The sequence below is a fragment of the Pseudoalteromonas sp. S554 genome, from assembly GCF_005930865.1.
GTDB lineage: Bacteria > Pseudomonadota > Gammaproteobacteria > Enterobacterales > Alteromonadaceae > Pseudoalteromonas > Pseudoalteromonas marina.
Genome location: NZ_PNDV01000043.1, coordinates 13,496 through 26,030, shown reverse-complemented (window position 1 = coordinate 26,030; position 12,535 = coordinate 13,496). Strand labels below are relative to the sequence as shown.

11 protein-coding genes are annotated in these 12,535 nt (G+C 40.7%); 7 read left to right on the top strand and 4 right to left on the bottom strand.

Annotated elements, in window-relative coordinates:
- Positions 1–73 precede the first annotated feature (73 nt).
- Complete coding sequence (locus CWB65_RS11285; protein WP_006794223.1) at positions 74–418, bottom strand: rhodanese-like domain-containing protein; 345 nt, start codon at positions 416–418, stop codon at positions 74–76.
- Positions 419–423: 5 nt separating this feature from the next.
- Positions 424–612 (bottom strand): YgaP family membrane protein, encoded by a 189-nt coding sequence (locus CWB65_RS11280; protein WP_006794224.1) that lies wholly within the window; start codon positions 610–612, stop codon positions 424–426.
- 131 nt (positions 613–743) lie between these two features.
- On the opposite strand from CWB65_RS11280, the gene CWB65_RS11275 reads away from it, so the two are divergent.
- Genes CWB65_RS11275 through CWB65_RS11265 form a run of 3 tightly spaced genes read left to right on the top strand, consistent with a single transcriptional unit; the run spans position 744 to position 5,390 of the window.
- On the top strand, positions 744–1,046 hold the full coding sequence (locus CWB65_RS11275; protein WP_006794225.1) for an ArsR/SmtB family transcription factor: 303 nt from the start codon (positions 744–746) through the stop codon (positions 1,044–1,046).
- Between the two features lie 5 nt (positions 1,047–1,051).
- The gene (locus tag CWB65_RS11270; RefSeq protein WP_033025496.1) at positions 1,052–4,327 is read left to right on the top strand and encodes an efflux RND transporter permease subunit; all 3,276 of its coding nucleotides are present in this window, start codon (positions 1,052–1,054) and stop codon (positions 4,325–4,327) included.
- Complete coding sequence (locus CWB65_RS11265) at positions 4,317–5,390, top strand: efflux RND transporter periplasmic adaptor subunit (protein ID WP_008130032.1); 1,074 nt, start codon at positions 4,317–4,319, stop codon at positions 5,388–5,390. The genes CWB65_RS11270 and CWB65_RS11265 overlap by 11 nt, the downstream gene beginning before the upstream one ends.
- Here the strand turns inward: CWB65_RS11265 and CWB65_RS11260 are convergent.
- Positions 5,383–6,060, bottom strand: coding sequence for a nitroreductase family protein (locus CWB65_RS11260; protein ID WP_138740600.1), 678 nt, complete (start codon positions 6,058–6,060; stop codon positions 5,383–5,385). The two genes, CWB65_RS11265 and CWB65_RS11260, sit on opposite strands and share 8 nt — an antisense overlap.
- Before the next feature lie 187 nt (positions 6,061–6,247).
- Between CWB65_RS11260 and CWB65_RS11255 the strand changes: the two genes are divergently transcribed.
- The 4 genes from CWB65_RS11255 (at position 6,248) to CWB65_RS11240 (ending at position 11,524) form a co-directional block, all read left to right on the top strand.
- Positions 6,248–7,129 carry an ABC transporter ATP-binding protein gene (locus CWB65_RS11255; protein WP_138740599.1) on the top strand — a complete coding sequence of 294 codons (882 nt, stop codon included), beginning with the start codon at positions 6,248–6,250 and terminating at the stop codon, positions 7,127–7,129.
- Positions 7,130–7,137: 8 nt separating this feature from the next.
- The gene (locus tag CWB65_RS11250; protein WP_138740598.1) at positions 7,138–10,716 is read left to right on the top strand and encodes an ABC transporter permease/M1 family aminopeptidase; all 3,579 of its coding nucleotides are present in this window, start codon (positions 7,138–7,140) and stop codon (positions 10,714–10,716) included.
- 170 nt (positions 10,717–10,886) lie between these two features.
- Positions 10,887–11,198, top strand: a complete 312-nt coding sequence (locus tag CWB65_RS11245; RefSeq protein ID WP_138740597.1) for a Bor family protein — start codon at positions 10,887–10,889, stop codon at positions 11,196–11,198.
- Entirely contained in the window at positions 11,195–11,524 is a 330-nt protein-coding gene (locus tag CWB65_RS11240) for a Bor/Iss family lipoprotein (RefSeq protein WP_008127820.1), read from the top strand. The genes CWB65_RS11245 and CWB65_RS11240 overlap by 4 nt, the downstream gene beginning before the upstream one ends.
- 92 nt (positions 11,525–11,616) lie before the next feature.
- Here CWB65_RS11240 and CWB65_RS11235 read toward each other — a convergent pair whose 3' ends face one another.
- The gene (locus CWB65_RS11235; RefSeq protein ID WP_006794238.1) at positions 11,617–12,303 is read right to left on the bottom strand and encodes a TorF family putative porin; all 687 of its coding nucleotides are present in this window, start codon (positions 12,301–12,303) and stop codon (positions 11,617–11,619) included.
- Between the last annotated feature and the right edge of the window lie 232 nt (positions 12,304–12,535).

The window sequence follows — 12,535 nt, the reverse complement described above, 5'->3', positions numbered from 1 at the left end:
TGAATCAGTAGACTCGACGATTTTTATCGTCGAGTCTACTAACTAAGGCCCTAATTATTTGGGTTTACCATAATTAAAAAGCTTCACACACTTGCGTTGCGTTACAAGTAATAACGGTGACGTTTTCATATCCTATACGTGTAATTGCTTCAGCACTTAATGTGGCGCGTGCGCCACTAGCGCAGTGCAGATAAATAGGGCGGGAAGCGTCTTTTTCTATTTCCATCAACTTCATTTCAAGTAAGCCACGCGGAATATTAATAGCGCCTACAGCAGGATTGGTAGCATGTTCTGCGGGTTCACGCACATCAATAAGTAAGCCCTTGTTTTCGATAATCTCTTGTTTTGCTTGTTCAGCGTCGATACGTCGTTGGTTAGGTGTAATAACTTTTAGTAAATCGGGGATAGAAGTAAGCATTATATTTATTCCTTAACGCCAAATTTGCGTAGTAGTGTAATCATAGGGCACCAGCTAGTGAAAGCCGATTGCATCAAGTTTAGGGCAATAAACACTGTAAAATATACCCACCTAGGATCGTGATAGGTTTGTAATAAAATTGAGATCACAATCATTATGCCAGCGATCAGACGAAGCGCATTATTGAGTTTCATTATAGTCGGTCACTTATCCAGTTAAATACCTAATTACTATAATCGTATTTCATATATTAGTAAATCCTAATATTAGACTTTTCTAATGTAACAATTTATACTGCGATCACATTAGATTATTAGAGCTTTATATGAATATTGATTTTACTGCTATGGCGGGGAACGTTGAGCAAGCAGAGCAGCTATTAAAAATTTTAGCTAATAAAAATCGTTTAATGATTTTATGTTCGTTGCAAGATACCGAAATGAGTGTGACACAGCTTAATGAAGCGGTGCCGTTAGCGCAGTCGGCACTTTCTCAGCATTTAGCTGCCCTTAGAAAAACGAATATTGTTGCTACTCGCCGTGAGGGGCAAACTATTTATTACCGTGTGATTGATCAGAATGCTATTCATCTTTTAGGCACATTGTATGGTTTGTTTTGTAAGGGGTAGTGGTAATGAACATGATTGATAACGCAGTAAAAAGCAGTTTAACGGGTCGTATTCCGGTTATTATTTTTGTGTTATCAATTTTGTTTGGCCTGTTTGCTTTAAAACAAACGCCTCGCGAGGAAGAGCCGCAAATAGTGGTGCCTATGCTTGATATATATGTATCGGCTCCGAATGTAGAAGCGCCCGAAGTGACACGGCTGGTGACTCAGCCTCTTGAGAAGTTACTTTCCCAGCTTGGCGGTGTTGAACATATTTATTCAACCACACAAACTGGTGCTAGCGTGGTGACACTTAGGTTTGAGGTGGGGCATGATCGTGAACAGGCTATTTTAGATACCTACGCCAAGCTTAATGGTTACCAGCATACAATGCCTTCTGTTATTAAAGATTGGCAAATTCGGCCCATTGAGGTCGATGATGTTCCCATTGTTATGCTTGGGTTGTACAGCAAAGATCCACAACTCTATAGCGATTACGAATTAACACGATTTGCAAACGAAATTGCGAGTGCTTTACAACGTATTGAAAACACCAGCGAGGTAAAAGTGATTGCTGGGCGTAAACGCACGCTCACTATTAATTTAAATGCCAGCGCGTTGGCTGCTCACCAAACAACTATAAGCGATGTACTTTATGCATTAAGTGTATCTAATCAACTTACGCAACTAGGCAGTGTTGTAAATGGTCAGCAAAAAATAGCTTTGCAAGCGGGTGACGTTTTACGTAATAAGTCTGCAGTGGAGCAGCTTGTAGTAAATGTAGTAAACGGTAAGAGTGTTTACTTACTTGATATTGCAAGCGTGATTGACGGGCCTGGCGAGAGCGAACATTACCAATGGCTTGCACAATCTTCTAATGATCAACAGTTACCCATGGTCACATTAAGTGTGGCTAAGCAAACAGGCACGAATGCCGTGGCGGTGGCAAATGATGTTCACCAAGTGATGGCCGAGTTATCACGCACGCTTTTACCGCCAGAAGTGAGCTACTCGGTATTAAGAGATTACGGGCAAACCGCCAATGAAAAAGTAAATAATCTAACATCAAGCTTAGTGTTTGCAGTATTTACGGTAGTGATATTTGTTGGGGTGTTTTTGGGCTGGCGACCCGCCATTGTTGTTGGGTTAGCGGTGCCTATTTGCTATGGCATTACACTGGCACTGGATTTTGCGTTTGGTTATACCATTAACCGAGTAACGTTATTTGCACTTATTTTATCGTTAGGTTTATTGGTAGATGACCCAATTACAGGCATTGATAATATAAGCCGTTTTTTAAATAAAAAAGGCAACAAAAAACAGCAAATAGTTGGCGCAATGAGCGAAATTCGCGGTGCGTTACTTATGTCTACGTTAACGATTATGGTGGCATTTATTCCGCTGGCATTTATTACCGGCATGATGGGGCCGTACATGGCACCTATGGCATTTAACGTTCCAATCAGCGTGATGGTATCCACCATTGTGGCGTTTTTTGTAACTCCATGGCTTGCGATGAAGTTACTCAAGCCCAATACAGATACCCACACTGAAATTGAGCCCCAAATTAGTATTTATCAAACGTTATTAAGCCCGCTGCTTGTCTCAAAGCAGCGCGCAAAATGGGTATTATGGGGCACATTAATTTTGTTTATTATTAGCGCCATGCTACCAGTTATGCGTTTAGTGCCTTTAAAGCTATTACCGTTTGATAATAAAAATGAGCTACAAGTATTAATAGACATGCCAGAGGGCACAAATTTAGAACGAACCGCAGCCTTTACCAAACAAGTGCAAACACTCACTTGGCAATTAAACGAAGTAAGTGAAATAGCAGCCTACGTTGGTAAGCCTTCAAGTATGGATTTTAATGCCATGGTACGTGGCTATTATCGCCGTGAAGCGACACATTTAGCAGAGCTAAGAGTGCTATTGATTGATAAATCTGAGCGCGAGCATCAATCACATGCTGTGGTTATGCGCTTACGTAAACAGCTCGCACCTTTAGCAAAACAAGGCATAGTAATAAAAGTTGTTGAAGTGCCTCCTGGTCCGCCCGTATTAAGTACTTTAGTTGCTGAGGTTTACCGAGATGATTTTGTTGATGAGCAAACTCATTACCAAGCAGCTAAACAATTAGCTGAACGTTTAAAGCAAGAGCCACACGTAGTCGAAGTGGATACCTCTATGGTTGCACCTTCACCTTTACAGCGTTTTGTAACCGATAAGAGCAAAGCGGCAATCAGTGCAGTTTCTACTCAAAATATTGCTCAATCGTTAAGTGTTGCAACACAAGGTGAAACCATGGGGGTACTTTACGTAAGCTCTGAAACTGAGCCTGTTGATATTAAATTACAGTTACCATACAGCGAACGTAATCAAATTTCGCAATTACTTGCACTGCAAGTCAGAGGTGATAGAGATTTAGCTAAAACCAGTGATGAATTTGGCTTACAAAGTGCACCTAGGCCATTAGTGTCGCTTTCAGAATTAGGTGAATTTACGCAACATCAGGTTGCTGACATTCGGGTTCGTAAAGATCAACGCGATGTAATTTATGTTATGGCTGAGCTAAACGGGCGAACGCCAGCAGAGATTATTGCAGACGTAAATGCTGATTTTAACGCCGAGCCTAACTATTTTGAAAAAACACCGTGGATAAACCGCCACTTTTTTAACAATGGCGGTACTGCACCATGGCAATTACCTAAAGGCACTCATGCCAACTTTAGTGGTGAGGGTGAGTGGCGTATTACCATAGATGTGTTTAGGGATATGGGAATTGCATTTGCCTTTGCGCTTAGTGCCATATTTATTATTTTACGTGTTCAAACACAATCTGCGAGCTTGTCGCTAATTATTATGTCGGCTATTCCGCTCACGGTCATAGGTATTATGCCAGGTTTTTGGTTATTAAATCAGTTTGGAGAACGTGCTATAGCTGGCGCTCCTGAGCCAGTATTATTTACCGCCACAGCAATGATTGGGATGATTGCCCTTGCTGGTATTGTGGTTCGTAATTCGCTTATTTTAGTTGAATTTATTAATCAAGCCCGAGGTCAAGGTATGGCTATAAAAGATGCGCTGATTGCTGCTGGAACAGTGCGCATGCGCCCTGTATTACTAACCGCAGGCACGACCTTATTGGGTAACTTAGTAATCACACTTGACCCGGTATTCAGCGGGCTCGCGATTGCGATAATTTTTGGTATTGTGGCGTCTACTGTATTTTCGTTATTTGTAGTGCCACTTGTTTATTATTTAGTGTTTGCAAGTTCAGAGGGTGAAGCGCATGCAGGGTAAATCAAAACTAATCGGCGCTTTAATCGCTTTATTGGTAATTATTATGGCTGTGCTTTACATGGCTGGTAGTTTTTCTGACCAACAAACGGCTGGTTTAAAAGAATCACAACAAAGTAATTATCAGGGGGAGCGCGTTACCATTTCGCTGCAAAACATCACCGGTATTGAGCAGGTACCGGGTAGTGTAATTGCTAAACAAAATACGCAAATTTCATCAAATGTTATGGCGCAAGTTGAGCAGCTAAAAGTACGAGCGGGCGATAAGGTCACTAAAGGCGATTTACTTATTACCCTCAAGCAAGATGATTTTAAAGCGGCGTTAGCACAAAGCGACGCGAATATTAACGCGGTGAAAGCATCGTTGACGCAAGCTCAAAAGCAATTAGTTAGAATGAGTGATTTAAATGCTAAGGGGTTGGTGCCTGTTAGTGAATTAGATGATGCTAAGGCTAAATTTGATAATCTCACTGCTAATTTAGCCGCCGCTCAGCAGCAACAAGCACAAGCAAAAGTGGCGCTAAATTATACTCAAATTATAGCGCCTATTTCAGGGGTTGTGGTTGAACGTTTAACCGAGCCCGGCGACACCGTAACACCGGGCAAGCCACTTATTACTGTGTATAACCCATTGCAATTACAGCTTGAATTTAATGTGCGTGAACAACAAGCTGTAAAATTAAAACTTGGAGATAGCTTAAATGTGGTTCTTCCATCTTTGGCAATAACAACACCTGCCGTAGTAAGCGAAATAGTCCCTGTTGCCGACAGTAGCGCGCGTAGCTTGCTTATTCGCCTAGACACGAATACACAATTAGGGTTAATTCCTGGGCTTTACGCACAGTTGCAGTTACCTACAAAAAGCGCTCAAGGTATTTTAATTGAGCCAAGCTGGGTACATGAATTTGGGCAATTAAACATGGTGTATGTACTAGAAAACGAAACGCCAGTTAAACGTTTCGTAAGGTTAGGTACAATGGTTAATAACAAGCACCATGTAATTGCTGGCCTTAAAGAGGGAGATGTACTTGCTATTGATTATTCCCCCTTGCACGGTATTAAATAAAACTGGCTATTTCATCAATCGATTTTTTATCTAGGGCGTGCATTGGTACTGTTGCATGCACATCCGGATAGCCTGCAATTAATAGCATATAAGGGCGCTCGTTATCTTTATCGCGGCCACAAATGTCTGTTAAAAAGCTCATAGGTTTTGGGGTGTGAGTAAGTGTTGCAAGGCCTGCTCGGTGCAGAGCTTGTATTAAAAACCCCGTTGCTAACCCAACAGACTCATGCACATAGTAATTTGTATTTTTATCGTCAGTACTCACGCCGCCCTTTTTTTGACTAAACACAGCAATAAGCCAAGGTGCATGCTCTAAGTAGGGTTTGTTCGCGTCAGTCCCTAATGGTTTTAATGCATCCAGCCACTCCTCGCCTGCTCGCCCTTCGTAAAAAGAGCGCTCTAGCTTTTCAGCCGCGTCGCGTATTTGTTTTTTTACATCGCTACTGTTAATAGCCACAAAATGCCAAGGCTGGTGGTTTGCACCACTAGGTGCTGTACCCGCTGCTTTTATACAGGTTTCGATAATCTCTTTTGGCACTGGGCGGTCACTAAAACTGCGAATGCTATGGCGGCGCTGGCTTGTTTGTAAAAATTCATTTGCACGGGCTAACATTTCATCGTGTGAGTATTCTATAAAATCGGTCAATGGCTGGTTTTTATGTTCTTGCATGGCTTTTCGCTTCTTATCAATGGTGTGTGGTTTTTATACCCAGAGGCTCACTTCTTAGCAAGTGTTATTAGAGTGTGTTGCTGTTTATTTATTGTTACAAAGTTGGCCACAGCGTAACTTATGTTCCCGTTTTTAATGTGGTATAAAACAGTATAAAAATAATACTTACAATTCAAGGAAGTAAAAAATGCTATCAATAACAGGGTTATCAAAAACCTACGACAACGGCGTGCACGCTCTGCAAGGTGTTGATTTATCAATAGGTAAAGGCATGTTTGGGCTACTTGGGCCAAATGGTGCCGGGAAGTCATCGCTAATGCGCACTATTGCAACGTTACAATCTGCCGACGCGGGGGCAATTACCTTTGATGGTATTGATGTGTTTAAAGACCCACAAGCACTACGCCAACGTTTAGGTTACCTTCCGCAAGATTTTGGTGTTTATCCGCGTGTTAGTGCTTACGACTTGCTAGACCATATGGCTGTTTTAAAGGGGATTCATAATAAAGGGGAGCGTAAAGAGTCGGTTGAAGGCCTACTAGCACATACTAATTTATATCAACATCGCTCAAAAGCGGTCAGTGGCTTTTCGGGCGGGATGCGCCAGCGTTTTGGTATTGCTCAAGCGTTATTGGGCGACCCTGATTTACTAATCGTTGATGAGCCAACCGCAGGGCTAGACCCTGAAGAGCGAAATCGCTTTCATAACTTGTTAGTAAGCTTAGGCGAGCAAAAAGTCGTTATATTATCAACCCACATAGTAGAAGATGTGGCTGAACTATGCCCTAATATGGCGGTACTGGCTGGTGGTAAAATTTTATTAGAGGGTAACCCGATTGCCCTCACCGATAAACTGCAAGGGCAAATTTGGCGCAAAGCCATGAGCCAAGAAGAAGCGCAAGAGCTTGAGCCACAGCTACCTGTTATTTCTAAACGCTTATTTGCTGGGCAAACCATATTGCATGTATTAGCCGAACAAGCTCCTGAAGGTTTTCAACCAAGCCATGCAAACCTAGAAGACGTGTACTTTTCTACTTTGCTCAATCATCGTAATAGCCAAGTAGCATAGGAGGCGTTATGTTTTTTAATATGCTCGCATTTGAGCTGCGCTATTTTGTGCGCCAGCCTTCGTTTTATATTGTTTCATTAATGTTCTTTTTTATGGCGTTTTTTATCAGCTCTTCTAGCAAATTTCCGCTAGGCGGCGCTAATGTACATATGAATTCGCCTTTTTCAATTATGATGTTGACCATTACATTTTGTGTATTTGCAATGTTTTTGGTAGTTAACTTTGTTGCCAGCTCCGCTATTAGAAATAGTGAAAGTAAAATGGACGAACTGGTTTTTAGTAAGCCTGTTAATCCTATTCCTTATCAAACAGGGCGTTTTTTTGGTGCTTATTTAGTGGTGCTGGTTGTATTTTTAACCGTGCCGTTAGGAGTACTTTTAGGGTCGCAATTTGGCTTATCAGTTGGGTGGCTCGATAGTGAGCTAGTAGGTCCAAATAAATTTGTGTATTACGCCGCACCTTATTTTTATATTGCAGTACCAAGTTTGCTGGTGCTTTCGGCTATTTTTAACAGCGTAGCTGTCTATTTTAAAACCATGATGTCGGTGTATGTCGCAGCCGTTGTTATTTTTATTGCTTATCAAATCGCCAGTGCTTATTTTGATGATTTAGCATTTAGAAATATAGTTGTTTACGCCGACCCATTTGGCCTAGGGTCTTTAATTGATTTGACGCGTTACTGGACTGTGAGTGATAAAAACACAGAAGTGCTTACCCTCAGCGGTGATTTGTTAGTTAACCGTATTTTGTGGGTTGTACTGGGCTTAGCTATGTTTTTTAGCCTTGGAAGATTAAGTAACCGCATAGTAGCTAAAAAACAGAAAAAGCAATTTAAAGTCTCTGCATTTGTGCAAAATAAACAAGCTGCACTGATTAATAATGCTAAAAATTACAAGTCTGCAGGAGCGAGTACGCAATCGCAGTTAATAATGCGCAGTATATTTGAACTTAAACAAGTTATATTTAGCGCGCCATTTATGATTTTAGCGGGTGTAAGTATTGTAACGCTTATGATTCCGCTGTTTGCTCCCATTGGTGCTTACGGTACAACTAACTGGCCAATTACCGCGAATATGGTCAATATTATTAGCGGTATTTCGGGTTTATTTTTGTTTGTTATTATCGCTTTTTATAGCGCTGAGCTTGTTTGGCGAGAACGTCAAAGTGGTATGGGCGATATTGTTGACAGCTTTCCAGCACACAACAGCGTTTTTTGGGTATCAAAAATACTGGCGTTAATAACAGCTATTTCAGGCTTGTTTCTTGTTGGAATGATACTAACAATTACAGTGCAGCTATTTAAAGGGCAATTTAATTTAGAGTTAGGGCAGTATTTATTCAGGATTGTTTATTTATCGCTTTTACCGTTAATTATGCTTACGGTGCTTGCCTTCTTTTTACAAATTATTAGCCCAAATAAATACGTAGGAATGGGGTTATTTATTTTGTACTACATAGTGCAAATGGTAATGGATTCGTATGGATTTGAACACCATATGTATCATTTTTCGAAAAGCAGTAGCGTACCGTACTCTGATATAAACGGCTATGGACACTTTTTGCAAGCAGCGCATTGGTACACATTGTATTGGGGCGCGTTAAGTCTTGTTTTGGCTATTGTAGGATTTGCGTTATGGCATAGAGGACCTTCACAAACGCTGCGTACACGCCTGTCTATGCTTCGTTATAATATGTCGTTAAAGGGGCAAGTAATTGTTTGTGTTAGTGCACTGGTGTTTGTTGGTGCAGGTTATAACATTTATTACAATACGCGTGTTTTAAACGAATTTACCACAAGTGATGCGTTTCAAGACAAGCAAGTAAGCTATGAAAAACAGTTTGCACAATACAAAGATTTAGCCGTGCCTATGGTGACAGATGTAGACTTAACTGTTGATATTTATCCTAAAAAGCGTGCTTTGAGTGCAGTTGCAAAAATTAAGTTTACTAATACATCTAATGAGCCAATTTCGCGAGTGTTAATAAGTTCACCGCAACACGGCAAAAGCTGGGATGTAACGATGGCTGGCGGTAAAATTGTTGAAAAATTACCAGCGCTTTATTCTGCATGGTTTGAATTTGATCAGCCCCTTATGCCAAACGAAATAAGAGAAGGGCAGCTGTCTGTCACTCGCGAGCATACCGGCTTTACCGATAGAGGCTCCGATACACAGTTAGTGGCTAATGGCACGTTTATTAATAACTGGGAGCTCTTTCCCAATTTTGGTTACAACCGTCGTTTACAGGTGGCTGATAAATTTGAGCGCCGTAAACATGATTTACCTGAGCTAGAACGAGCAAATAAACTTGAAGATAGCCAGTACTATACACAAAGTGATTTTGGTCAAGCCACGGGGTTTATTAATTTTAAAGCAACGGTAACGACCGATGAATCGCAATTTGCGATTACACCTGGTTATTTACAAAGTGAAAGCGTAAAAGATGGGCGCCGAACCTTTGTTTATGAAATGGATGCACCTATTATAAATTTTTATGCGGTGCAGTCGGCTGAATTGGAAAGTAAAAAGGTTGAGCATAATGGTGTAAATATTGAGGTTTATTTCCATAAAAGTCATGCGTGGAATGTTGACCGCATGATTGAATCGGTTCAAGACTCGATAGATTATTTTACACAAGCATTTGGCCCCTATCAGCATAAGCAATTACGTATTATTGAATTCCCTCGCTATCGCTCATTTGCGCAAAGTTTTGCTAATACTGTTCCTTATTCAGAAAGCATTGGTTTTGTTACAGACTCAAGGGATGAAAGTAAAATTGACCTACCTTACTATGTAACCGCACATGAAGTGGCGCATCAGTGGTGGGGTCATCAAGTATCAGGCGCCAATGTAGAAGGCGCCGCCGTTATGTCGGAGACGCTTTCACAATACAGTGCGCTAATGGTGCTTGAAAAACGCTTTGGCCCAGAAAAGCTACGTAAGTTTTTAAAATACGAGTTAGATAGGTACTTAATGGGCCGCACTGGAGAAGCGTTTGAAGAAATGCCGCTATATAAAACACAAGCTCAGCAATACCTTCATTACAATAAAGGATCTGTTGTTATGATGGCGATTTATGATCGCCTAGGTGAAAAACGTTTAAACGCTGCCCTTAAGGCATTTTTAAATGAGTTTAGATACCAATCAATGCCATACCCAACAACGCTTGATTTACTCAGTTATTTAAAACAAGACGCAACGCAAGCTGAGCAAAACTTTATTGATGATCAGTTTAAATATATCACTTTGTATGAGCTGGAAATGAAAGAGGTTTCAATTTCAGACGAAGCCGACAGTGATGGCTTTTACAGTGTTACGTTAAACGTTGAAGCTGTTAAGCAGCGTGCTGATGGTCAAGGTGAAGAAACAGAACAGCCACTCGATGAGTTAATTGATATTGTATTGTTTAGTGACGATCCTGAAAATCTACTCGCCGAAGATTTTGTGATTTACTCACAAAAACATCAAATAGTAACGGGTACTAATATTATTGAGTTAAAGGTAAAAGAAAAACCTTTATTTGCAGGAGTCGATCCGTACGTAAAACTGGTTGATAAAGATAACGTAAATAACTTAGCTAAGTTTTAATAGCTGAAACTAAACTTACTCAAAGGCCGCAATTTTGCGGCCTTTTTTGTGTAAAAAAATGTTTGAAATCTGTAAGGTTGGCTACATTTTTCGCACAGCTTTTTACTCATTATTTTACTGGTTTACTGTAAAGTTTATTTACTGAAAGTAAGTACCAAGTAAGGACAAACATGAAATCATTAATAATGGGGTTTGTAGTATTAGGCTTAAGCGCCTGTTCTGCGGTTACCATACAGCCACACGCTATCACAAAAATTACAAGTAAAGCGACCTACGAAGATAGCCGTCCATTTTATTTATGGGGATTAGTAGGAGAGGAACGTGTGGATGTAAAAGAGATTTGTACAGATACACAAGCGGCTCAAATGCAGTCGCAACAAACATTTAGCGATGGTGCGTTGGGTTTAATTACGCTAGGCATTTATTCACCACATACCATAAAGGTATGGTGTGAAGAGCAAAATACGCAGGAGGCGTTATGAATCTTAAATTAATTTTAGGCAGTATTACTTTTGCTATGTTAACTGGTTGCACAAATATTTACTTTGATAATGGTGTACCTGAAAAAGTTAATAACCAGTCGCACAATAGTTCTCAGTGGCATCATAATTTTGCTTTAGCTTTGTATGAGGGATCTGATGCGGTTGACTTAAGTGAGCATTGTCCACAAGGACAATGGCAAACGGTGCACACGTATAAGTCATTTAGTAATGGAGTAGCGGAGGTTGTAGTTAATCAGATAGGCCCGGCTTGGTACCCTAAAACAGTTGAAGTGAGCTGCACTAAGGTACCTTTTAAAGCTGAGTAATAATTTAAATATAACCCAATACAAAGAAAAGATGCTAGGTGCTAAAAAAGGGCCAAATGGCCCTTCAGTTGCAGCAAGTAACACATGTTTGTTTATAGGCTGAAGTCTACAGCGTAAGCAACGTAAACTTTTACATCTGACTCGTCCATATCAGTGTCTGATACGCCAAATGTGAATCCATCTTTTGATACAGACACACCGTAATCAATGATGTCTTCGTCACCAATAAAATCGCCAGAATAATGACCTATGTGTAAAGCCATTTCTGTACCATTGCTGCCTACGGCAAAGCCGTAATCAGCTGTCAAATAAAGTGAATCACCAAAGTCTGTACCGTCGCCACTTGCAGCAGATGTAGCAAGCACTGATGCACCAAAGGTAAAGCCTTCGACACTGATGCTACCGTAAATTTCTGAGAAATCAGCGTCTGCACTTGATGCCGCGTCTGGGTAAGCATAATAAATGTAACCTACATCGTAGCTAACACCTTCGCTAATATCGCCACCAAAGCCTGCGTAAAAATCTAGCTCGTAGGTCATTTCGTCAGCCCAAGATGCATTAGATACCCATGTACCAGCATAAAACCCAGATTCGTCAGCGTAATCAATACCACCAGAAATAGCAGCGTCGCCGCCAGTTTGTTCTTGTCCACGCCATAAGTAATTTGAGGTAGCTGCTACATTCGCAGACACTTCAGCATTTACTGCTGTTGATGTAAGTGACGTTGCAGCCATTAATGCCACGGCGCTAAAAGCGATTGTTTTTTTTAGTTTTAACATGTTCCATTTCCCGTTATATGATTTTTTGCATAGGAAGGCTTTTTATTATGAAGTACCGTAGCCTTTTGATTTATGCGTTTTTATTGTTTAACTGAGAATAGAATTGCACTGTGTGTGCCAGCTTGATTTATTTTGTTTAAGATTTAAGTTTTATTATTTATTAACAATGGCTTGCGTTTGGGGTGGGTGGTTTAGATTATGAGGAAGAAATATTCTATCGCACATCGCTGGT

Bases quoted from the DNA above. Each gene is read 5' to 3' on its own strand.
- CWB65_RS11285 (WP_006794223.1), bottom strand. From the start codon at position 418: ATGCTTACTTCTATCCCCGATTTACTAAAAGTTATTACACCTAACCAA.
- CWB65_RS11280 (WP_006794224.1), bottom strand. From the start codon at position 612: ATGAAACTCAATAATGCGCTTCGTCTGATCGCTGGCATAATGATTGTG.
- CWB65_RS11275 (WP_006794225.1), top strand. From the start codon at position 744: ATGAATATTGATTTTACTGCTATGGCGGGGAACGTTGAGCAAGCAGAG.
- CWB65_RS11270 (WP_033025496.1), top strand. From the start codon at position 1,052: ATGAACATGATTGATAACGCAGTAAAAAGCAGTTTAACGGGTCGTATT.
- CWB65_RS11265 (WP_008130032.1), top strand. From the start codon at position 4,317: ATGCAGGGTAAATCAAAACTAATCGGCGCTTTAATCGCTTTATTGGTA.
- CWB65_RS11260 (WP_138740600.1), bottom strand. From the start codon at position 6,060: ATGCAAGAACATAAAAACCAGCCATTGACCGATTTTATAGAATACTCA.
- CWB65_RS11255 (WP_138740599.1), top strand. From the start codon at position 6,248: ATGCTATCAATAACAGGGTTATCAAAAACCTACGACAACGGCGTGCAC.
- CWB65_RS11250 (WP_138740598.1), top strand. From the start codon at position 7,138: ATGTTTTTTAATATGCTCGCATTTGAGCTGCGCTATTTTGTGCGCCAG.
- CWB65_RS11245 (WP_138740597.1), top strand. From the start codon at position 10,887: ATGAAATCATTAATAATGGGGTTTGTAGTATTAGGCTTAAGCGCCTGT.
- CWB65_RS11240 (WP_008127820.1), top strand. From the start codon at position 11,195: ATGAATCTTAAATTAATTTTAGGCAGTATTACTTTTGCTATGTTAACT.
- CWB65_RS11235 (WP_006794238.1), bottom strand. From the start codon at position 12,303: ATGTTAAAACTAAAAAAAACAATCGCTTTTAGCGCCGTGGCATTAATG.